Source organism: Pseudomonas sp. BF-RE-21 (genome assembly GCF_019947305.1).
Lineage (GTDB): Bacteria > Pseudomonadota > Gammaproteobacteria > Pseudomonadales > Pseudomonadaceae > Aquipseudomonas > Aquipseudomonas migulae.
This window is the reverse complement of record NZ_JAGYGF010000065.1, coordinates 11,633-33,057: the sequence shown is the minus strand read 5'-3', so window position 1 is coordinate 33,057 and position 21,425 is coordinate 11,633. Positions and strand designations below refer to the sequence as shown.

Genomic DNA, 21,425 nt, shown 5'->3' with positions numbered 1-21,425 from the left:
CGCGAAAGCGGTGTGTCAGTCGACATCAACGTTGACTGACACACCGCTTTCGCGAGCAAGCCCGCTCCCACATTGGTTTTGCGGTGTTTTTCGGGCCGGTTATCACACAGCTCCAATTGGGCGTTTTTTTTGCAGCGTGGGGCGGGCATACTAGGCCGTCCCTTTCCCTGGTGTCGCCCGCCTCTATGCTTCGCGTCCTGATAGCCCTTGCCCTGACTTGCCTGCTCCAACCGGCCTTTGCTGACGAGCGCGCGCAAACCCAACAACAGTTGGACGCCACGCGTCAGGACATCGCCGAGCTGAAAAAACTGCTGGGCAAGCTCCAGGAAGAAAAATCCGGGGTGCAGAAAGACCTCAAGGGCACCGAGACCGAGATGGGCAAGCTCGAGAAGCAGGTCGAAGCCCTGCAAAAAGAGCTGAAGAAAAGCGAATCCGAGCTGCAGCGTCTCGATGGTGAGAAAAAAAAACTCCAGAGCGCGCGCATTGAACAGCAAAGACTGATCGCCATTCAGGCCCGCGCGGCCTATCAGAACGGCCGTCAGGAGTATTTGAAGCTGCTGCTCAACCAGCAGAATCCGGAAAAATTCGCCCGCACCCTCACCTATTACGATTACCTGAGCCAGGCCCGCCTGGAGCAGTTGAAGAGTTTCAACGAAACCTTGCGCCAACTGGCCAACGTCGAAAAAGACATCGCCCTGCAACAAGCGCAGTTGCTGGTGCAAAAGAGCAGCCTCGACAGCCAGCGCGATGAACTCGACAAAGTCCGTCAGGAACGCCAGCAAGTCCTCGCCAAGCTCAGCGATGACGTAAAGGCTCGCGATCAGAAACTGGCCGCCCGCGAGCAAGATCAGGCAGACCTGTCTAAAGTCCTTAAAACCATCGAAGAAACCCTGGCCCGCCAGGCTCGTGAGGCAGAAGAAGCGCGGCAAAAAGCGCTGATTGCCCAGCAGGAAGCCGAAAAAAAGCGTTTACGTGAGGCTCAGGCGGCAGCAGATGCAGACGCCACTGACGCCCCACGCAAACCCGTTAAATCGACACCCGGCGCCTTGGTTTCAAGCTCAGGCGAGACGTTTGGCGGCCCGTTTGCTTCCAGCCGGGGAAAACTTCCATGGCCGGTTGATGGTCGACTGCTGGCACGCTTTGGCGAAACCCGTGGCGACGACGCCCGCACCAAGTGGGACGGCGTGATGATCAGCGCCTCCGCCGGCAGCCAGGTGCATGCCGTGCACGGAGGCCGCGTGGTGTTTGCCGACTGGCTGCGCGGTGCCGGCTTGCTGGTGATCCTTGACCACGGCAACGGTTTTTTGAGTCTTTACGGTCACAACCAGACGCTGCTCAAGTCTGCGGGTGACGTGGTGAAAGCCGGTGAGTCCATCTCCACTGTCGGTAACAGCGGCGGGCAGGACACTCCAGCACTGTATTTCGCAATTCGTCAGCAGGGTCACCCGAGTGATCCGGCGCAATGGTGCCGCGCGCAAGGATAGGCGTTGAGTCACCTACATTAGGAGTTCGTTCGACATGCTGCATTTGTCCCGTCTTACCTCGCTGGCCCTGACGATCGCCCTGGTGATCGGCGCGCCTCTGGCGTTCGCTGCTCAACCGGCTCCGGCGGTCGCGCCTGCGGGCACTGCTGCGACTACCAAGGCGCCGCTGCCGCTGGAAGAGTTGCGCACCTTTGCCGAGGTCATGGACCGGATCAAGGCAGCCTATGTCGAACCGGTGGACGACAAGACCCTGCTGGAAAACGCCATCAAGGGCATGCTCAGCAACCTCGACCCGCACTCCGCCTACCTGGGCCCGGAAGACTTCGCTGAATTGCAGGAAAGCACCAGCGGCGAATTCGGCGGCCTGGGCATCGAAGTCGGCGCCGAAGACGGTTTCATCAAGGTGGTTTCGCCGATTGATGACACGCCCGCCTCGAAGGCCGGCATCCAGGCCGGCGACTTCATCGTCAAGATCAACGGCCAGCCGACTCGCGGCCAGAGCATGACCGAAGCCGTGGACAAGATGCGCGGCAAGATCGGCCAGAAAATCACCCTGACCCTGGTTCGCGATGGCGGCACGCCGTTCGACGTGACCCTGTCCCGCGCCATCATTCAGGTGAAGAGCGTGAAGAGCCAGTTGCTGGAGTCCGGCTACGGCTACATCCGCATCACCCAGTTCCAGGTCAAGACCGGCGAAGAAGTCTCCAAGGCCCTGGCCAAGTTGCGCAAGGACAACGGCAAGAAGCTCAAAGGCATCATCCTCGACCTGCGCAACAACCCGGGCGGCGTGCTGCAGGCAGCGGTGGAAGTGGTCGACCACTTCATCACCAAAGGCCTGATCGTTTACACCAAGGGCCGCATCGCCAACTCCGAGCTGCGCTTCTCCGCCACCGGCAAAGACGAAAGCGAAGCGGTGCCGATGGTTGCGCTGATCAACGGCGGCAGCGCCTCGGCCTCGGAAATTGTGGCCGGCGCCCTGCAGGATCAGAAACGCGCAGTGGTCATGGGCACCACCAGTTTCGGCAAGGGCTCGGTGCAAACCGTGCTGCCACTGAACAACGACCGCGCGCTGAAGATCACCACGGCGCTGTATTACACGCCGAACGGCCGCTCGATCCAGGCTCAGGGCATCGTCCCGGACATCGAAGTGCGCAAGGCCAAGATCACCAGCGAGCAGGACGGCGAATACTTCAAGGAAGCCGATCTGCAAGGTCACCTGGGCAATGGCAACGGCGGCGCCGACAAACCGACCGGCTCCAGCGCCAAGGCCAAGGCGATGCCGCAGGACGATGACTACCAGTTGGCCCAGGCCCTGAGCCTGCTCAAAGGGTTGAGCATCACTTCCGGCCGCTGAGATGCGCCTGCGGTTGGTTCTCGGTCTGCTGTGCTGTCTGGCGGGTGTTGCTCACGCGGCGCCCGCCCCTCAAAAAGCCTACATCAGCCTGATCATCGATGACCTGGGGCAGAACCTGCCCCGGGATCGCCGCGTGCTGGCCCTGCCCGGCCCGGTGACCACGGCGATCATGCCCGACACACCCCACGCCACCGAATTCGCTCGCGAAGCCCATCGCGCCGGCAAGATCGTCATCTTGCACATGCCGATGGACCCCGCCACGGGACCGTTCGCCTGGCATCCCGAGCTGCCCATCGAAGAGCTGGAGAAGCGCCTCGACGCGGCGTTCAAAATGGTCCCGTACACAAGCGGCATCAACAACCACATGGGCAGTCGCATGACCGCACAGCAACCCGCCATGGCCTGGTTGATGGCGGAGTTGCAGCGGCGGCACAAGTTCTTCGTCGACAGCCGCACCAGCGCGCAAACCGTGGCAGCGGCCGAAGCGCAGAAGATCGGGTTGGCGAGTGTTTCGCGGGATGTGTTTCTGGATGATGAGCGAACGGAAGCGGCGATCTTCACCCAGCTACAGACCGCGATCAATCTGGCGCACAAACAGGGTTCGGCGGTGATGATCGGGCATCCGTATCCGCAGACGCTGGCAGTGCTGGAGCGCGAATTGCCAAAGCTGAAAGCTCAGGGCATTGACTGGATTGATATCAAGTTGATGATCAGTGTGCGCAGCAACCGTGCAACGACTGCGCATGGCAAGGACGGCGTGTACCGCTAATCAACGGAACCACTGTAGGAGCCAGCTTGCTGGCGATAGCGGCCTCGAATCATGCATCGATTTCACTGCCGCTATCGCCGGCAAGCCGGCTCCTACAAGGATGGGTGGACGGTTAGAGATACCGCCCCATGATCTCGTCCACCACGCCTTCCTTGCGCAGCTGATCCAGCGCGGCTTGCAGCTTGGCGACGGTTTCATCCGGCACGTCTTTGTTCAGCGCCAAATACAACTCCGCACTGTTGAAGCGCAGCACGGTCTTGAGCCCGGTGACGCCGTCCTGACGCGCCAGGTAACGCCCGGCCGGGTCGCCCGTGGCCCACAAGTCGATCTGGCCGCTGGTCAGCTTCTTCGCGTTGTCCTGGTCCCGCAGCACGACAATCGGCTTCAACCCTTGCTTGGCCAGCGTCTCGGCAATTGCGTCGCCCTTGTACGCACCGATCTTGTATTTGCGCGCATCTTCCAGCGTTTCCAGGTTGATCTTGCTGTCCGCCTTGGCCAGCATGATCCAGTCATCCGGACCGATCGGGCCGACCCACTTGAAGAGCTTTTCACGGTCCGGCAGCCGCGCCATCACGAACACGCCATACCCGGGTTTCTCGAGGGCGAGCTTGTAGATGCGCTCCCAGGGGAAACGCAGGGTCAGGCTGTAGGTTACGTCGGCACGCTTGAACATCTCGCGGACAATGTCCACGGCGATGCCATTGATGTTCTCGTCCTGAGCGAAGTTCTTGCCGTTCTTGGCCATGTTGTAAGGCGGGAAGTTTTCCGTCAGCAGCACCAGGTCGGCGTCGGGATTTTCGGTGGCGTGCACGCCACTGATCTGCAATAGAGAAGCGCTGGCGAGGGCAAGAAGAAGGCGTTTGAGCATGTCTGGCTACCGAGATCCATGGCGTACCCAAGAGTGCCTTGAGCCCGCCATGATGTCCACTGGCCTGTATCGTTTGTTTAGCGCATCACGATGCCGCGATGGGCCATGTAGGCCTTGGCTTCCTGCACGGTGTATTCGCCGAAGTGGAAAATACTCGCGGCCAGAACGGCGCTGGCGTGACCTTCGATAATGCCGTCGGCCAAATGCTGCAGGTTGCCGACGCCGCCGGAGGCGATCACTGGAATACCCAGCGCATCGCTGATCGCACGGGTAACGCCCAGGTCGAAGCCGTTTTTCATGCCGTCCTGGTCCATGCTGGTCAGCAGGATTTCGCCGGCTCCCAGGCCTTCCATCTTCTTCGCCCACTCGACGGCGTCGAGACCGGTCGGCTTGCGCCCGCCGTGGGTGAAGATTTCCCAGCGCGGGGTTTCGCCCGGACCGGAGACCTTCTTCGCGTCGATGGCAACCACGATGCACTGCGAACCGAAATGCTGCGCCGCCTCACCCACGAATTCCGGGTTGAACACGGCGGCGGTGTTGATCGACACCTTGTCCGCGCCGGCATTCAGCAGGTTGCGAATGTCCTGCACGGTGCGCACGCCGCCGCCAACGGTCAGCGGAATAAAAACCTGGCTGGCCATGCGCTCAACGGTATGCAGCGTGGTGTCGCGACCGTCGACGCTGGCGGTGATGTCGAGAAAAGTAATCTCGTCGGCACCCTGCTCGTCGTAACGACGGGCGATTTCCACCGGGTCGCCGGCATCGCGGATGTTTTCGAACTTCACACCTTTGACGACCCGGCCGTTATCCACGTCCAGGCAAGGGATGATGCGTTTGGCCAGCGCCATGGTCAGTCCTCAGCCTTTGTACGAATCGCAGAAAGCTTGCGCTTCAGCGACGTCGAGGGTGCCTTCATAGATCGCCCGGCCGGTGATCGCGCCGATGATGCCCGGTGCCTTGGCGTCGAGCAGCGACTTGATGTCGCCCAGGTTGTGGATACCACCGGAAGCGATCACCGGAATACGCGTGGCAGCGGCCAGCGCAGCGGTGAACGGCACGTTGCAGCCCTGCATCATGCCGTCTTTGGCGATGTCGGTATAAACGATCGCAGACACGCCGTCGGCTTCGAATTGCTTGGCCAGGTCGATGACCTGAACGGTGCTGATTTCAGCCCAGCCATCGGTGGCGACGAAACCGTCTTTGGCATCCAGACCGACGATCACTTTGCCCGGGAACGCGCGGCAGGCTTCAGCAACGAAAGCCGGATCTTTCACGGCTTTGGTGCCGATGATCACGTAGCTCACGCCCGCCTTGACGTAGTGCTCGATGGTTTCCAGCGAGCGGATACCGCCGCCGATCTGGATCGGCAGGTTCGGGTAGCGCTTGGCGATGGCGGTGACCACTTCGCCGTTGACCGGCTGGCCTTCGAAGGCACCGTTCAGGTCGACCAGATGCAGACGACGGCAACCGCCCTCCACCCACTTGGCGGCCATGCTCACCGGGTCATCGGAGAACACCGTGGAATCTTCCATGCGGCCCTGGCGCAGACGAACACAGGCACCGTCTTTGAGATCGATAGCGGGAATAATCAGCATCTGGCAAACCTTCAAATTCGAGTGTTCAGCTTCGCTCGGAAATCAGTTTTTCTCGAGCGCCCACAAGTCGCTTTCGATGCTTTCGAACCTTTCTTTAAGGTGCGTCTGCACATCGAAAATCGCCCTGTTGTAATAGTGCGGCGCAATTTCACGGGTAAACAGCTCAAGGATTTCGGCCGCTTCGAACGAACCCAGGTCCAGTTCGAAGCGATCCTCCATGAAGCGTTTGATCTTGTGATTGGCCTCGTTCTCCTGCTCGGGAGTGAGGCTCAGGATCGGCGGCTTCTTCTTGACGGCCATTTACCAGCGACCATCCCACGCAGCGAAGTTCTGCAGCAATTGCAGGCCATGGGTATGGCTCTTCTCCGGGTGGAACTGCACGGCGAAACGCGAGCCATCAGCCAGCGCTGCAGCGAAATCGACACCGTAGTGACCGCCACCGACCACCTGCCGCGCGTTACCGGCAGCGATGTAGTAGCTGTGCACGAAGTAGAAACGCGCCAGGTCCGGAATGTTGTGCCACAGCGGGTGACTCACCGTCTGCTTCACTTCGTTCCAGCCCATGTGCGGGACTTTCAGGTGTTCGCCGTCTTCAACAAGGCCTTTGCCGAAGAACTTCACCGCGCCCGGGAACAGACCGATGCAGTCGACGCCGTCGTTCTCTTCACTTGTGTCGAGCAAGGCTTGCATGCCGACGCAGATGCCAAGGAACGGACGGTCCTGGCTGACTTCACGCACCAGCGAGTCGAAACCCAGGCGACGGATCTCCGCCATGCAATCGCGAATCGCGCCGACGCCGGGGAAAACCACCCGGTCAGCTTCGCGAATCACGTCGGCATCACTGGTGATCAAGACCTTGCCGGCACCGACGTGCTCGAGGGCCTTGGCCACCGAGTGCAGGTTGCCCATGCCGTAATCGATAACCGCGACCGTCTGCATTACAGAACGCCTTTGGTCGATGGCATCTGACCGGCCATGCGGTCATCGAGCTCTACGGCCATGCGCAGTGCGCGGCCGAAAGCCTTGAACACGGTTTCGATCTGGTGGTGGGTGTTGGTGCCACGCAGGTTGTCGATGTGCAGGCTGACCAGCGCGTGGTTGACGAAGCCCTGGAAGAATTCCTGGAACAGGTCAACATCAAAACCGCCAACAGTGGCGCGGGTATAGGGAACATGCATCTGCAGGCCAGGGCGGCCGGAGAAGTCGATCACCACGCGCGACAGAGCTTCATCGAGCGGCACGTAGGCGTGGCCGTAGCGACGGATGCCTTTCTTGTCGCCGATGGCTTTGGCGAAAGCCTGACCCAAGGTGATACCGACGTCTTCCACGGTGTGGTGGTCGTCGATATGCAGGTCGCCCTTGCTGACGATATCCAGGTCGATCAGCCCGTGACGGGCGATCTGGTCCAGCATGTGCTCAAGAAAAGGAACACCGATATCAAATCGGGCCTTTCCGGTGCCATCCAGGTTGATCGAGGCTTTGATCTGGGTTTCCAGAGTGTCGCGCTCGACTGACGCCTTACGTTCGGCCATCACCAGCTCCGCAAAATCATTGGGCGAAAAAGGCAGCCATTATAGGGGCGCGGGCGGGAAACAGAAACACGAGAGGTGATATGACTGACGGAGTGAATTCAACAAAGTCGGTGGTGTACCTGTCATGACATGTAGGAGCGAGGCTTGCCCGCGAAGGCGGTGTACCTGAAACACCGCATCATCGTTCTTCGCGAGCAAGCTTCGCTCCTACAGGTAGCAGTGCGCCCGACGGATCGGGCGCGGGGTACTTAGTGGAACAGCACCGCAGTTTTTTGCAGGGTCACCCACACACCCCACGCCAACGGAATCCCCACCACCAGCCACGCTGCAATCGCCAACGGCTTGGTGCCCGACGCCGCCTTCCACTCCAGCGAGGTGCTGGCATCAGCACCCTTGTCGTGGCCCAGCGCCTGTTCGGCGGCCAGTTCAGCGTCGGTCATGAAGTACTTGTCGGCCACCGGGCGCACCAGCAGGTTGCAGATGAAACCCAGCACCAGCAGGCCCGCGAGGATGTACAGCGTGATGTCGTAAGCGGCGGCACGTTCAACGCCGATGCTCAGCTGATACTCACGCAGGTAGTTCACCAGCACCGGACCCAACACACCCGCTGCCGCCCAGGCGGTCAACAGACGACCGTGGATCGCACCGACCATTTGTGTACCGAACAGGTCCGCCAGGTAAGCCGGAACCGTCGCAAAACCGCCGCCATACATCGACAGGATGATGCAGAACGCCGCCACGAACAGCGCAACGTTGCCCAGGTGACCAAGGTTCGGGATCAACGCGTACAGCGCAAAACCGAGGGCGAAGAACACGAAATAGGTGTTTTTGCGGCCCAGGTAATCCGAGAACGATGCCCAGAAGAATCGGCCACCAATGTTGAACAGGCTCAGCAAACCGGTGAAGCCGGCAGCAATCGCGGCAATCGAGGCCAGTTGGCCCGCGTCCAGCTGACCAAACGTCTGGTCGGTACCGAGCAATTTGCCGGCGAACACTTCCTGCAACAGCGGCGAAGCCATGCCGAGGATGCCGATACCGGCGGACACGTTCAGGCACAGCACCAGCCATACCAGACGGAATTGCGGGGTTTTCCACGCCACATTCACGTGCACGTGACGATGAGTGATCATCGCGTTCGAAGCTTTTTTCGCCGGAGCGGTCCAGCCTTCAGGCTTCCAGCCGGTTGGTGGGACGCGGTAGGACAGTGCGCCGCCGATCATGAACACGAAGTAAATCGCGGCCATCACCAGGAAGCTCTGCCACACGCCCACGCTGTCTGCCGACGCGAAGTGCCCCATCAAGGCTGCGGCCAGCGGAGCACCGACCATCGCGCCACCGCCGAAACCCATGATCGCCATGCCGGTCGCCATGCCGCGCTTGTCCGGGAACCACTTGATCAGGGTCGAGACCGGCGAGATGTAACCCAGGCCCAGGCCGATACCGCCAATGACCCCGGAGCCGATCCACATCAGCCAGATCTGGTGCGTATACACACCCAGCGCCGAAATCAGCAGGCCACCACACCAGCACAGTGCCGACACAACGCCAGCCTTGCGCGGCCCGGCGTGTTCCAGCCAGCCACCCCAGATCGCGGCCGAGCAGCCGAGGAAGATGAAGAACAGGGTGTAGATCCAGCCGAGCATCGAGATCGGCCAGTCGCATTGCGACGAGAACACTTGCGAGATGAAGCTCATGTCCGGTGCACAGGTCACCGCCTTGGTCACGCCCAGGGCTTTGGACAGTGGCAACCAGAACACCGAGAAGCCGTAGGCCATGCCGATGCAGAGGTGGATGGCCAACGCGGCCGGTGGCACCAGCCAACGGTTGAAACCGGGCTTGGCGATGATGCGCTCCTTGGACAGGAACGCAGGCTGGCCGGCATAGATGCCGTCCGCCGTGATGCTCGTGGTCATTGTGTATCCCCCAATTATTAGTATGGTTCGCCAGCCACTGCTCACCCCCAGCCTTTATGCGCACGCATGACTGTTTTTTTGAGGTAAAGCTCCATTTTGGTGCGACATCGCGTCGCAGAAGGACGGACGAACCGGCAGAGGTTACCATTTGCACGTGACAGAAAAACCAAACTGATATCACGTTTTTGCAAGTCATCTGTTCTCGTACCACTGAAGGAACCGTCATGCCTGTCATCGTCGAGCTGCTGAACGAAGCCACCTACCAGGATCAGCAGGATTTGCAGAAGATTTACCGCGACGCGCCGGATTGGCTGTTCGCGCCGTTTGCTGATGATGTGCAGTTGATCGAAGGCTGCCTGCGGGACGGCTCGCTGATCGCCGGGCGTTTCAATGATCGCCTGCTGGGCGCGGCACGTTTGCAAAGGCACCAGGACGTCTGGCATCTGTCCCAACTGTGTGTACGAAAAATCACCCGTCGTCGTGGGGTTGCCGAGCGAATGGTGAACGAAGCGCAGAAACTGGCGTCGCAATCGGGTGCGACATTGCGCCTGCTGGCACCTGCCGGGCACCTTGAGTCCCAGGCGCTGGCGGCCAAACTGAAAGTGCCACTGGATGTGCTGCCGGGTTGATCGCTGACCGGTCGTCCACTTCTGAGCGCTATACTCCCCGGCTAAATCGACTAACTACAAGGACTCGCCCATGAAAGCGTTCGGCAAAATCCTGGGTCTGGTACTTCTCGGGTTGTTGCTGATCATTGTGGCGCTGGGCTTTGCCCTGACCCACCTCTTCGATCCCAACGACTATAAAGACGAGATTCGCCAGATTGCCCGCGACAAGGCCCACATCGAGCTGACGCTCAATGGCGACATCGGCTGGAGCCTTTTCCCGTGGCTGGGCCTGGAATTGCACGAAGCCAGTGTCGCGACCCTGGCCAAGCCCACCGAACCGTTCGCTGACTTGCAGATGCTCGGTCTGTCGGTGCGCGTGCTGCCGCTGCTGCGCCGTGAAGTGCAGATGAGCGACGTGCGCGTCGAAGGCCTGAACCTGCGCCTGAACCGCGACAAGGACGGCCACGGCAACTGGGAAGACATCGGTAAGGTGCCGGCGACTGCCAACTCGACCGCTCCTGCGGTCACGCCCGGCGAACCTGCACCGCAAACCACCGTTCAAGTGGAAAAACCGGCGCAGCCGATCCGCCTGGACATCGACAGCCTGACCGTCAACAACGCCCGCGTTGAATACAGCGACGAGAAGACCGGCCAGCATTTCAGCGCCGAAAGCATCCAGTTGAGCACCGGGCCGGTCCACGACTCGACCAACATCCCGGTCAAGCTCACCGCGTTCCTGGGCACCAATCAGCCCGTTCTGCGGGTACGCACCGAGCTCAATGGCGAGCTGCGTTTTGAACGCGCCTTGCAACGCTACAAATTCGAGGACATGAAGCTGTCCGGCGAAATCGCCGGTGATCCGCTGCAAGGCAAGACCGTAACCTTCGCCGCCCAAGGCCAGTTGCTGCTGGATAAAGCAGCGAACGTCGCCGAATGGACTGGCATCAAGATTTCCGCCAACCAGTTGCGCGCACTGGGCGAACTGAAGGTCAACGACCTCGACAAAACGCCGCAAATCAACGGCGGCCTTTCGATTGCCCAATTCGACCTGGCGAAATTCGTCGACAGCATCGGCCAGAAACTCCCGGCGATGGCTGAAGGCAGTTTGAGCAAAGTGGAACTGGTCAGCCGCATTTCCGGTACGCCGACCAGTCTGGTGCTCGACAACATCAACCTGAAAGTCGATGACAGCACCTTCAGCGGTCGTATTGCCGTCGAGGATTTCGCCAAGCAATCGCTGCGCGCCGCGCTCAAGGCTGACACCTTCAACGTCGACCGCTACCTGCCGCCAAAATCCGCCGAAGCCAATAGCGCGACGCAAGTGCGCCAGGCCGAAGTGGCCAGCACCGAAGCCGATGCCATGGCCGGCGCAGGCAGCACACCGCTGCCGGACAAGCCCACCAAAGACGCGTGGAGCAACGAGCGCCTGCTGCCAGTGGAACGCCTGAGCAAACTCGACGTGGATGCTGACCTGACCTTTGGCCAGTTGACCCTCGACAAGCTGCCGATCCAGAACGCGGCGCTCAAGGCCAATGGCAAGGAAGGCCTGCTGACGCTTGAGAACCTGCGCGGCGACCTGTACGACGGCACCTTCGAATCCAGGGGCACCCTCGACGTGCGCCAGCAGACACCAGCGCTGAACATGCAGACACGCATCAGCAAAGTGCCTGTGGAAAAAATCCTCGAAAGCCAGGGTAAAAAACCGCCAGTCAAAGGCCTGGTCACGCTCGACAGCAACCTGACCGGCAATGGCAACAGCCAGAAAGCGCTGATCGAAACCCTCAACGGCAATGCCAGTTTCGTCATCAACAACGGCGTGCTGCTCAATGCCAACCTCGAACAGCAACTGTGCAAAGGCATCGCCACGCTCAACCGCAAAGCCCTCAGCGGCGAACCACGCGGCAAGGACACGCCGTTCCAAGAGCTCAAGGGCAACCTGGCCTTCCGTAATGGCGTGGCCAGCAACCCGGACCTGAAAGTGCGCATCCCGGGCATGACCGTGAATGGCGACGGCGACGTCGACCTGCGGGTATTGGGCATGGACTACCGCGTTGGCATCATCGTCGAAGGCGATACGAGCGCCATGCCAGATCCGGCCTGTCAGGTCGGCGACAAATTTGTCGGCATCGAATGGCCGCTGCGCTGCCGTGGCCCGCTGGAGCTCGGCGCCAAGGCTTGCCGCCTCGACAACGAACGCATGGGCCAGGTCGCGTCCAAAATGGCGGGCGACAAAATCAGCGAAAAAATCGACGAAAAGCTTGGCGACAAAGTCAGTCCCGAGCTGAAAAACGCATTGAAGGGGCTGTTCAAGCGATGAGATCCGAGCAGTTTTCATCGGCGGTGCTGGACTGGTACGACCGCCACGGCCGCCACGATTTGCCTTGGCAGCAAGGCATCACACCGTATCGGGTGTGGGTCTCGGAGATCATGTTGCAGCAAACCCAGGTCAGCACCGTGCTGAATTACTTCGACCGGTTCATGGCCTCGCTGCCGACGGTCGAAGCCCTGGCCGCTGCGCCAGAAGACGAAGTGCTGCACCTGTGGACCGGCCTCGGTTACTACACCCGCGCGCGCAATTTGCAGAAGACCGCGAAGATCGTCGTCGCTGAGTACGGCGGCGAATTTCCGCGGGATGTGGAAAAGCTGGTCGAGCTGCCGGGGATCGGCCTGTCCACGGCGGGCGCCATCGCCAGCCTGAGCATGGGCCTGCGGGCGCCGATCCTCGACGGCAACGTCAAACGCGTCCTGGCGCGCTTTACGGCGCAAGAGGGTTATCCGGGCGAGCCGAAGGTCGCGAAACAGCTGTGGGCGAACGCTGAGCGCTTCACGCCGCATGATCGGGTCAACGCCTACACCCAGGCGATGATGGATCTGGGCGCCACGCTTTGCACCCGCAGCAAACCGAGCTGCCTGCTCTGCCCGCTGGAAAAGGGCTGCGAAGCGCACATGCTCGGCCTGGAAACCCGCTACCCGATCCCGAAGCCACGCAAAGCCGTGCCACAGAAGCGCACGCTGATGCCGATGCTCGCCAACGGAGACGGCGCGATTCTGCTTTACCGTCGCCCTTCCACGGGCTTGTGGGGCGGTCTGTGGAGCCTGCCGGAACTCGACGACCTCGACGACCTGCAACATCTGGCCTCGCAGCACTCGCTGGAGCTGGGCAGCCAACAAGCGCTGCCGAGCCTCGTACACACGTTCAGCCATTTTCAGTTGTCCATCGAACCCTGGCTGGTTCAGGTCCAGGAGGCCGGCCATCACGTGGCCGAGGCCGACTGGCTCTGGTATAACCTCGCCACCCCGCCGCGCCTGGGCCTTGCCGCCCCGGTCAAAACCTTGCTCGAACGCGCGGCCGCCGTATTGAACGCAGGAGAGTCGTCATGACCCGCACCATCATGTGCCGCAAGTACAAAGAAGAATTGCCAGCCCTGGAGCGCGCTCCATTCCCGGGCGCCAAAGGTCAGGACATTTTTGACCACGTCTCGGCGAAGGCCTGGGCCGACTGGCAGAAACACCAGACGCTGCTGATCAACGAAAAACGCCTGAACATGATGAACGCCGAAGACCGCAAATATCTGCAAGGCGAGATGGACAAGTACTTCTCCGGCGAGGAATACGCCAAGGCTGAAGGCTACGTTCCGCCTGCAGAATAATCCCGCTTTATCGGGGGTCGGAACGTAAGCGACGGTAATAATTAAATTTTTTTTGAAAACTTGCTTGACGACCCCCTGAAAAACCCGTTTAATGCGCCCCGTTGCCCAGATAGCTCAGTCGGTAGAGCAGGGGATTGAAAATCCCCGTGTCGGCGGTTCGATTCCGTCTCTGGGCACCAAATACCGAAAACCCTGAATCGCAAGATTCAGGGTTTTTTTATGCCTGCGATTTAACGAAGTCCGGCACACGGCAGTGGAAGCGACGGATCGACGATCCAAAAACAAAACTCGCCTTCAGCAAGGCTCTATAGTAGCGTTGTGCCACAAGCTCGACCGACACCACGGAAACCCGTCCGGTCGATTTCAATGCAATCCACTGCCCCACGGCGCAGTTGGAATACGCACCCAAAAGGACAGGTAACAACGCAAGGAATGCCTCCCCCCGCAGTAAACACCAGCGCTACACATCCCCTTAAGCCAAAGGACATGGAAAAGTTATGTCAACAATCAATGAACTAAAAGACAAGATCGATACGAAGACCTGGAACCTGGTGTTGCTCTCCATCGCCACTGCCGGGATCTATCTTATTTTGTGGCTATACAAAAACAGCAAAATCATCAGCGACACCACCAAAGTCCGATTGGTAGATGACGCTTACATTATCTGGATCGCTGTATGCGCCGGCTTAAGCGGCACATTCTCCAACCTGGGCAACGTGGCTCTGGATTTCACGTCCGCAGTTCTCGGCCTTGCCAGTGGCGTGCTGTACATCGTATGGGCATTCAAGGCTAAAACGGCGCTGACGGAATATGCCCTCAGCGAGCACAAGGTCGACCTGCGAATGAACGCCTTCTACACGTTCCTGTTCAACGTGTACTACATCAACTACTGCATCAACGATCTGCCGGAAGAACAGCGTAAGCAGCAGATCCTGAGAGGCCAGACCGCTCAAGCCTAAAACCACGCAATGGGCGGACAGATGATTTTCTGCCGCCCATTCGCTGGAACAAAGGCATCGGCCGGCCAACTCCGGCCAACTGCTAGCTTTCACCGGCCCAGTGAAAGACCAGATTACGTGCAGGGCCACTTCCTACGTCGGCACTATCACGCCGCACTTCTCCATGTCGCGTAGCAACCACGGTGTATTTGCCGGGCGGTAGCTGGACATAAACCAGCGGGCCAGCCTCGTTCAGCGTCAACACGGTTTGCCCTTGGGCTTTCTGAATGACCACGTCGACGTCGGGAATGTATTTATTCTCCGCCCCGACCGAAAACGTCATGTGCAAGTTATAGCCAGCCGTTTGCTGGATGGCCTTCGACTCATCCAGGCCTATACCGCCGGACAGATAAGTAATTCCGTTTTGCTCCTGCGGTTGAACTTGCACGCCAGCGCTGTCGATTGGTTCAAGACTGGCGGCAGACGACATCACCGGGAACATCAACATGCCCACCGCGGCGATGGGCAACGCAAGGGAATGCACGTACTTCATGATCACGCCTCCCGGGCTCCATGGAACCCATTTGTCATGCCTTTTAGATTTCCTCTCGAACGCCCGGGTTTTAGATTGATTGGTACTTGGGCTCACTACGAAATGGACTACACGTTATATTCCTGAAGCACGACTTGCCGTCGGAGCGATCCCGCAAACCCAATCGGGCTTTCCTTCTGGTTTACCAGCCACGCCCGGCATCGCCGCTCCCACCTCCGCTGCCATCCTCTTCTGCCTGTTCATTCCTTTGCAGAAGACGCCATGAGCTCACTCAAACCCGGTAACACTCAGGATGCACAACTCGCCTCACTACTCGGCAATCTTGGAGAGCTGATTCGTGATGCACGGCAGAAGGTCCTGCGAACGGTCGATACGGTCCAGGTACAAACTTGCTGGCAGATTGGGAGGCATATTGTCGAGTTCGAGCAGGAAGGGGCTCGGCGGGCGGGTTACGGAAAGCAATTGCTGGCAACGCTGGCGCAGAGCCTGACAGCAGAATTCGGGAAAGGCTTTGATAACTCTAATCTTCGCTACATGCGCCTGTTTTACCAAGCATTCCCAATTCGTGACGCACTGCGTCACGAATTGAGCTGGACCCACTACCGCAGGCTTCTGCGCGTCGATAGTGACACCGCGCGCACGTGGTATATGGACGAAGCTGCCAACCAAAACTGGTCATCCCGCGCCCTGGAACGCCAGATCAACACCCTCTACTACGAACGCCTGCTCACAAGCCGCGATCGACCTGCCGTCCGGCAGGAAGCCACCACCAACATCCAGAAAATGAAAGCACACCCACGAGACTTCATCAGGGACCCGGTGATGCTGGAGTTTCTTGGCTCAACCAACGCAGGTTTGACTCAAGAAACCAATCTGGAACAAGCATTGATCCATCAGCTTCAAGCCTTCCTGCTGGAACTGGGTAGAGGCTTTGCCTTCATCGCTCGCCAGCAACGCATCAGTACCGAGAGCAAAGACTTCTACATCGATCTGGTGTTTTACAACTACGTACTCAAGTGCTTCGTCATCTTCGATCTGAAGCGCGGCGAACTGACTCATCAGGATGTTGGCCAGATGGACATGTACGTACGCATGTATGACGACCTCAAGCGCGGACCGGAAGATGGCCCCACCGTCGGCATCATTCTCTGTGCGAAAAAAGATGAATCAGTGGTGCGCTATTCAGTGCTGAAAGACAACGAACAACTCTTCGCCAGCAAATACAAAACAGTCCTGCCCAGCGAAGACGAACTCCGCACTGAACTGGACCGGGAGCAGGCGGCAATCGAGGAGCGACTGCTCGATCAGATCCCCCTGTGAACACAGATGGATTGTCCACCCGCCGCACGAAGACTATCGTTGGCAGCTACCCGCAAAGGTCTGAAGCCGATGAATTTGCAGGACATGTCACTGGCCCCCACTCAAATCGAGTTGCCGCTGCCAACTCCCGTTTCTGGCGAACCATTCAAAGAGCCCGCCGCAGACGGCTTCATCCTCGGCGGCTTCACTTGGCGGCACGCCTTTCAGGACCTTGTGCGCCCGATCGTCATCATCAACGCCGCCACCTCGGTTCGCTGCCGTCACTATTCGCGCTTCGCCGATTACCTGTTCGCCAACGGCTTCGATGTCATCACCTATGACTACCGTGGCATCGGCGAATCACGCCCTGCGTCATTGAAAAATCTCGACGCCTCATGGACTGATTGGGGCGCGCTGGATTTCGAGGCGATGCTCAAGCGCGCTCAGCGCGAATTTCCCGGCCAGCCCATCGATGTCGTCGGCCACAGCTTTGGCGGCTGTGCGGCGGGCCTGGGAGCCTCAGGGCAGCTGATTCGGCGCTTGGTCACCGTCGGTGCGCAATTCGCCTACTGGCGCGACTACGCGCCCGCTCATCGCTGGAGGATGTTCGGCAAGTGGCACGTGGTGATGCCGCTGATCACCATGATCTATGGCTACTTCCCCGGAAAGCGTCTTGGCTGGCTGGAAGACACACCCGCCGGGGTGGTTCGAGACTGGAGCACGCCCACCCGCCGATATGAAACGCGGCCCAGCGGTCGCACGCTGACCAAAAAACCAGGGGCGACGATGAAAGCCAGGACACTGGCCATCAGCATCACAGACGATCCTTACGGCACGATCCCGGCCATCGAACGCCTGCTCGGCTACTTCAGCGGCGGTACGAACACTCACTGGCGAATCGCCCCCGAAGACATCGGCGAAGCAGAAGTCGGACATTTCGCCTTTTTTCGTAGCGCATACCAAGCCACACTATGGCCCATTGCATTGTCCTGGCTGCAGAGCGGTGAACTGGCCCCCGATACCCCCGGGCGGACAGTACCGCGCAGCGAGTCCTTTTAACGCACGACGGATCAAAACCATGGCCTCCGCCAACAAGCAGCAAAAACGCGCCACCCGCGCCAAAGCCAAGGCCAAGCAGAACCGCACCCAACGGGCTGCCGCGCCGGTCGAGCTGGACCCGAACGATGATCGCATCGACTTTGAATCGGTGGACCTCACCGAGCTGTTCAAGAAAATGATCGACGCTGAAAAAACCAGTCAGCAAGCCATGTGCATCGCTTTCCTTGAAGACCCATTGCTGGAACTGGTGTACGAGCAGGAAGGCGAAGAAGGCGCGATGGACTTCATCCTCGCCGCGCTGATCGAGTATCGCCAATGGTCCACCGAGGTCGATGAAGCCGGTGCCCTGGCATGGATCGAATCCCCGGCCTTCCAGGCCGACTATGTAGCGGCCTCCGACATCATCGCAGCCCAAACCCAACAGAAACCGAACTGAGTTCCCATGGCCTCCCTGAACAAGCAACAGAAACGCGCCAAGCGCGCCAAGATCAAAGCCAAACAGATCAACATCCACGGCAGAAAACCCGCCGCGCTGGACGATGACTTGGGTGAAATCGGCGAGCCGATCCCGGAATACACCCTGGCGATGTTCAGCAAGATGCGCGACGCCGAAGCTGTCGGCCGCAGTGAAATGCTCTCCGTGCTGCTGACGAACCTCGCCTTTATCATCATTGACCATCCAGAACTGCTGGACATGGAAAACGCCGACGACGAAGGCATGGCCGCCACTCACCTGGCCGCCGACATGTTGATCGACTACCGCATGTGGGCCGACGGCATGGATCGCGAGACCGCCCAGGCATGGCTGACCGACCCGCAATTCATCACCGACTTCGGCATTGCGCTGGACAGCTATCGTCAGTCGCCGGATGCGCCGGAGGAAAAGGGCGAGTAAGCAGTGCCGTCAGCAAAAAAGGCCGCTTTGGATCACTAACAGTGGTCTTTTTCATTGAAAAGAACAGGAGCGATATGGAGAAGACGACCCTTTTTATTTGCAGTAAAAATCAGATCGTCCGCTTACCCGAATCTGCAGCGATGCCGAAAGATGTCAGACGCGTCGAAATTGTTGTTTTCGGTAGCGCTCGCATTATCACTCCTGTCGGGAAATCCTGGGACAGTTGGTTCGACGGTGACGACGTCAGTTCCGACTTCATGACTCCTCGCGAACAATCATGACTATCGAGTTCCCGACCACGCTCAAAAGAGTGGATTACCCTGTTGAATCAAGTAATACCAACGAAAACAAAAACGGCCGCTTGTCATCACTGACAGCGGCCGTTTTTTTACAAACCTAAAAACAACAATCAGGCAGCCACAGCATCCAGACGTGGAATTTCCATCCCGACCTTGGCACTGGCGTAGCTCAGGTCACCGCTGGCGATGGATTGAGCCTTGAAACCGGCGCCGATCAGGTCGCGCACGTACAGCTTGTTGTAGATGAACATGAACACGAAGTTGCTGAGGCCGAATGTGACGCAGGCCACGATGAACATGATCGCTGCCCACTTGATGTCGCCACGGAACAGTGGCGGCAGGAAGCCGAAGAAAAACACGGTCCACGAGAAGCCGATCGGGGCTTCCTTCATGGCTCCGGTATTAGGGTTTTTGAACACAACCGATGTAAACGCCATGCCTGTCTCTCCTTGATGCCCCAATGAGTAAGCTGAATGGCCGGGCTAGCTCCATACAGCGCTGGCTCGTGACTGCCGCGCAAACGGCAGGCGCACGCAAATGCATCTGTGACACGCGTCAGATGAGGGAGCAGGCAAGAAAGGGTCGAGGGGCTTTAGCCGGGAAGGCTGGGGCGTCGAACAATCCGTGTCCTGAAACTCCATTACATCTCGCAACAGCGAGATACACATTCGGCAGGAAGGCTACTATCTCGACATCATCGTGTCCATCAGAGAGCCGACCGATAAAGCCCCTGAATGAAAGCAAAAACGACCGCGATCATGACTGATGGCGGTCGTTTTCAGTACATCGACAGTGTGCGTAAAGCTTAGCGCGCCACTGCGCCAACCAGTTGCTCATTGCGACGACGGCGCGCCACCAGCAAACCGGTAGCAACCACCAGAGCACTCAGCAAACCGGTCGCAAGGATCTCCACACGGTGGGCATCCTGGAACAGCATGATGGTCAGGGCCGCGACGATGAAGACGATCACCGCGTAGGTCAGGCCCGGGAACAGCCACATGCTGAAGGCGATTTTTTCACCGCGGGCCATACGCTGTTTGCGCATGCGCAGTTGCGAGATCGCGATCACCAGGTACACCAGCAACGCAATGGCGCCGGAGCTGGCCAGCAGGAATTCGAACACGGCAGCCGGAGCCACATAGTTGGCGAATGTTGCCAGGAACGCTGCGCCCGTGGACAGCATCACCGCCCAGTATGGCGTGCCACTTTTGTTGGTGCGCGTGGACACGGCCGGTGCATCACCGCGTTTGCCCAGGGAGAACATCATGCGCGACGAGGTGTACAGCGCCGAGTTCAGGCAGCTGGTCACAGCAACCAGTACCACGATGTCGACGATCATCTTGGCGTTCGGGATGCCCATACGCTCAAGTACGGTCTGATAGGAACCAACGCTGGCCAGAACCGGGTCGTTCCATGGCACCAGGGCCACGACGATGAAGATCGAAACGAGGTAGAACAAACCAATCCGCCAGATCACCGAGTTGGTGGCCTTGGAGATTTGCTTGCCAGGGTTCTTCGATTCCGCGGCCGCGATGGTCACGATCTCGGTGCCCATGAAGGAAAACATGGTCGTCAGGATCGCGCCCAGTACCGCGCCCATGCCGTTTGGCAGGAAGCCCTGAGTGTCGAAAATGTGCGAAACGCCGCTCACCTGGCTGTTCGGCAGGAAACCGAAGATCGCCGCGATGCCCAGAATGATGAAACCAATGATCGCCACGACCTTGAGCAGGGCGAACCAGAACTCGAACTCGCCGTAGTTCTTCACGCTGAACAGGTTAGTGATGGTCAGCAGCATCGTGATGACCAGGGCGAAAGCCCAGATGTCCACGCCAGGGAACCAGGCGTGCAGGATGGTCGCGGCGGCGTTGGCCTCCAACGGGATCACCAGCACCCAGAACCACCAGTACAACCAGCCGATGGTGAAACCGGCCCAGTGACCGATCGCACGATCGGCGTATGTCGAGAAGGAGCCGGTGTCTGGCGAGGCAACCGCCATTTCACCCAGCATGCGCATCACCAACACCACCAGCATACCGGCGGCGGCATAAGCCAACAGCACGGCCGGGCCTGCTGCAGCAATAGCGTGGCCCGAGCCAACGAACAGGCCGGCGCCGATAACACCGGCAATCGACAGCATGGTCACATGACGCGGTTTGAGCCCCTGTTCGAGGCCGTTAGAGCTTTGGGTATTGCTCATTGAAACTACCTTTGTAAGGAAAAGCGAATGCGTGCATCCCGTCGTGAACTCTCTTCTGTAAAAAGAAACCAACGGGGCGTTCCGGAATCTGCACGCAATAATTGCGCCAAAATGTTTCAAAACCCTCTAACCCGGCGATCTCACCCTGACCGGACAGTCATCGCAAGTCATTGAAAATAATGGCACTTCGCCAGAGCGTTACCCTGCGACTCACTTAAGGAACGAATCAGCGCACCGGAAACACACCCAACAAATGCTCAACGCACAATAAAAGTGCGGATCAGGAACGTTTGGCCGGTTAGCGCTTCCAACACCCCGCCAAAGCTGGCAACATCGCGCCCTTTTTTACGGGACAGCCGCGCCACATCGGGTTCAAACGGCTGTTCGGTTGATAGCAGCGCGACAGTCTGCT

At 59.1% G+C, this 21,425-nt stretch carries 23 protein-coding genes and 1 tRNA gene; 14 read left to right on the top strand and 10 right to left on the bottom strand.

Translation table 11 applies throughout. From position 1 onward, the window contains the following. Nucleotides 1-185 precede the first annotated feature (185 nt). Genes KGB25_RS27215 through KGB25_RS27205 form a run of 3 tightly spaced genes read left to right on the top strand, consistent with a single transcriptional unit; the run spans nt 186 to nt 3,607 of the window. Entirely contained in the window at nt 186-1,484 is a 1,299-nt protein-coding gene (locus tag KGB25_RS27215; protein ID WP_008024921.1) for a murein hydrolase activator EnvC family protein, read from the top strand. A 34-nt stretch (nt 1,485-1,518) separates the two neighbouring features. After that, nucleotides 1,519-2,838 carry a S41 family peptidase gene (locus KGB25_RS27210; protein WP_008024923.1) on the top strand — a complete coding sequence of 440 codons (1,320 nt, stop codon included), beginning with the start codon at nt 1,519-1,521 and terminating at the stop codon, nt 2,836-2,838. A 1-nt stretch (nt 2,839) separates the two neighbouring features. Continuing rightward, entirely contained in the window at nt 2,840-3,607 is a 768-nt protein-coding gene (locus KGB25_RS27205) for a divergent polysaccharide deacetylase family protein (protein WP_008041001.1), read from the top strand. Between the two features lie 112 nt (nt 3,608-3,719). Here the strand turns inward: KGB25_RS27205 and KGB25_RS27200 are convergent, their stop codons facing one another. The 7 genes from KGB25_RS27200 to KGB25_RS27170 all read right to left on the bottom strand — a co-directional run bounded on the left by KGB25_RS27200 (nt 3,720) and on the right by KGB25_RS27170 (nt 9,515). Continuing rightward, nucleotides 3,720-4,475, bottom strand: a complete 756-nt coding sequence (locus KGB25_RS27200) for a substrate-binding periplasmic protein (RefSeq protein ID WP_223437461.1) — start codon at nt 4,473-4,475, stop codon at nt 3,720-3,722. 77 nt (nt 4,476-4,552) lie between these two features. Then, entirely contained in the window at nt 4,553-5,323 is a 771-nt protein-coding gene (hisF, locus tag KGB25_RS27195) for an imidazole glycerol phosphate synthase subunit HisF (protein ID WP_007972752.1), read from the bottom strand. 9 nt (nt 5,324-5,332) lie between these two features. Continuing rightward, nucleotides 5,333-6,070: a 1-(5-phosphoribosyl)-5-[(5-phosphoribosylamino)methylideneamino]imidazole-4-carboxamide isomerase gene (gene hisA, locus KGB25_RS27190; protein ID WP_017336056.1), complete on the bottom strand. Its 738-nt coding sequence runs from the start codon at nt 6,068-6,070 to the stop codon at nt 5,333-5,335. Between the two features lie 42 nt (nt 6,071-6,112). Then, nucleotides 6,113-6,370: a DUF2164 domain-containing protein gene (locus KGB25_RS27185; RefSeq protein WP_207284651.1), complete on the bottom strand. Its 258-nt coding sequence runs from the start codon at nt 6,368-6,370 to the stop codon at nt 6,113-6,115. Continuing rightward, nucleotides 6,371-7,009, bottom strand: coding sequence for an imidazole glycerol phosphate synthase subunit HisH (gene hisH, locus KGB25_RS27180; RefSeq protein WP_192226824.1), 639 nt, complete (start codon nt 7,007-7,009; stop codon nt 6,371-6,373). Then, complete coding sequence (gene hisB, locus KGB25_RS27175) at nt 7,009-7,602, bottom strand: imidazoleglycerol-phosphate dehydratase HisB (protein ID WP_003218037.1); 594 nt, start codon at nt 7,600-7,602, stop codon at nt 7,009-7,011. Before hisB ends, hisH begins: the two co-directional genes overlap by 1 nt. Nucleotides 7,603-7,850: 248 nt before the next feature. Further along, nucleotides 7,851-9,515: an OFA family MFS transporter gene (locus KGB25_RS27170; protein WP_008024938.1), complete on the bottom strand. Its 1,665-nt coding sequence runs from the start codon at nt 9,513-9,515 to the stop codon at nt 7,851-7,853. Between the two features lie 224 nt (nt 9,516-9,739). Here KGB25_RS27170 and KGB25_RS27165 point away from each other — a divergent pair, with 224 nt between their 5' ends. From KGB25_RS27165 to KGB25_RS27140, 6 genes are all read left to right on the top strand, one after another. Next, nucleotides 9,740-10,144, top strand: a complete 405-nt coding sequence (locus KGB25_RS27165) for an acetyl-CoA sensor PanZ family protein (protein ID WP_008041009.1) — start codon at nt 9,740-9,742, stop codon at nt 10,142-10,144. A gap of 70 nt (nt 10,145-10,214) precedes the next feature. Next, the gene (locus KGB25_RS27160) at nt 10,215-12,440 is read left to right on the top strand and encodes an AsmA family protein (protein ID WP_207284649.1); all 2,226 of its coding nucleotides are present in this window, start codon (nt 10,215-10,217) and stop codon (nt 12,438-12,440) included. Further along, nucleotides 12,437-13,504, top strand: a complete 1,068-nt coding sequence (mutY, locus tag KGB25_RS27155; RefSeq protein WP_192226816.1) for an A/G-specific adenine glycosylase — start codon at nt 12,437-12,439, stop codon at nt 13,502-13,504. Before KGB25_RS27160 ends, mutY begins: the two co-directional genes overlap by 4 nt. After that, entirely contained in the window at nt 13,501-13,773 is a 273-nt protein-coding gene (locus tag KGB25_RS27150; RefSeq protein WP_008024947.1) for an oxidative damage protection protein, read from the top strand. The genes mutY and KGB25_RS27150 overlap by 4 nt, the downstream gene beginning before the upstream one ends. 103 nt (nt 13,774-13,876) lie before the next feature. Continuing rightward, nucleotides 13,877-13,952 (top strand) — tRNA-Phe (locus KGB25_RS27145). 318 nt (nt 13,953-14,270) lie between these two features. Further along, entirely contained in the window at nt 14,271-14,732 is a 462-nt protein-coding gene (locus tag KGB25_RS27140; RefSeq protein WP_008041019.1) for a DUF4234 domain-containing protein, read from the top strand. A gap of 82 nt (nt 14,733-14,814) precedes the next feature. Here KGB25_RS27140 and KGB25_RS27135 read toward each other — a convergent pair whose 3' ends face one another. Continuing rightward, the gene (locus tag KGB25_RS27135) at nt 14,815-15,264 is read right to left on the bottom strand and encodes a hypothetical protein (protein WP_008041020.1); all 450 of its coding nucleotides are present in this window, start codon (nt 15,262-15,264) and stop codon (nt 14,815-14,817) included. 261 nt (nt 15,265-15,525) lie between these two features. Here KGB25_RS27135 and KGB25_RS27130 point away from each other — a divergent pair, with 261 nt between their 5' ends. The 5 genes from KGB25_RS27130 to vapB all read left to right on the top strand — a co-directional run bounded on the left by KGB25_RS27130 (nt 15,526) and on the right by vapB (nt 18,798). Further along, nucleotides 15,526-16,584 (top strand): YhcG family protein, encoded by a 1,059-nt coding sequence (locus tag KGB25_RS27130; RefSeq protein ID WP_207284648.1) that lies wholly within the window; start codon nt 15,526-15,528, stop codon nt 16,582-16,584. A gap of 69 nt (nt 16,585-16,653) precedes the next feature. Continuing rightward, nucleotides 16,654-17,622, top strand: coding sequence for an alpha/beta fold hydrolase (locus tag KGB25_RS27125; protein WP_207284647.1), 969 nt, complete (start codon nt 16,654-16,656; stop codon nt 17,620-17,622). A gap of 19 nt (nt 17,623-17,641) precedes the next feature. Next, on the top strand, nt 17,642-18,058 hold the full coding sequence (locus tag KGB25_RS27120; protein ID WP_008041027.1) for a hypothetical protein: 417 nt from the start codon (nt 17,642-17,644) through the stop codon (nt 18,056-18,058). Nucleotides 18,059-18,064: 6 nt separating this feature from the next. Further along, a complete protein-coding gene (locus KGB25_RS27115) occupies nt 18,065-18,517 on the top strand; it encodes a hypothetical protein (protein ID WP_223437458.1) in 453 nt (150 codons plus the stop codon). 74 nt (nt 18,518-18,591) lie between these two features. Next, nucleotides 18,592-18,798 carry a type II toxin-antitoxin system VapB family antitoxin gene (vapB, locus tag KGB25_RS27110; RefSeq protein WP_223437456.1) on the top strand — a complete coding sequence of 69 codons (207 nt, stop codon included), beginning with the start codon at nt 18,592-18,594 and terminating at the stop codon, nt 18,796-18,798. A 128-nt stretch (nt 18,799-18,926) separates the two neighbouring features. Here vapB and KGB25_RS27105 read toward each other — a convergent pair whose 3' ends face one another. Both KGB25_RS27105 and gabP read right to left on the bottom strand, forming a co-directional pair. Then, on the bottom strand, nt 18,927-19,253 hold the full coding sequence (locus KGB25_RS27105) for a hypothetical protein (protein ID WP_223437453.1): 327 nt from the start codon (nt 19,251-19,253) through the stop codon (nt 18,927-18,929). A gap of 368 nt (nt 19,254-19,621) precedes the next feature. Then, nucleotides 19,622-21,013: a GABA permease gene (gene gabP, locus KGB25_RS27100; protein ID WP_008024968.1), complete on the bottom strand. Its 1,392-nt coding sequence runs from the start codon at nt 21,011-21,013 to the stop codon at nt 19,622-19,624. Nucleotides 21,014-21,425 lie beyond the last annotated feature (412 nt).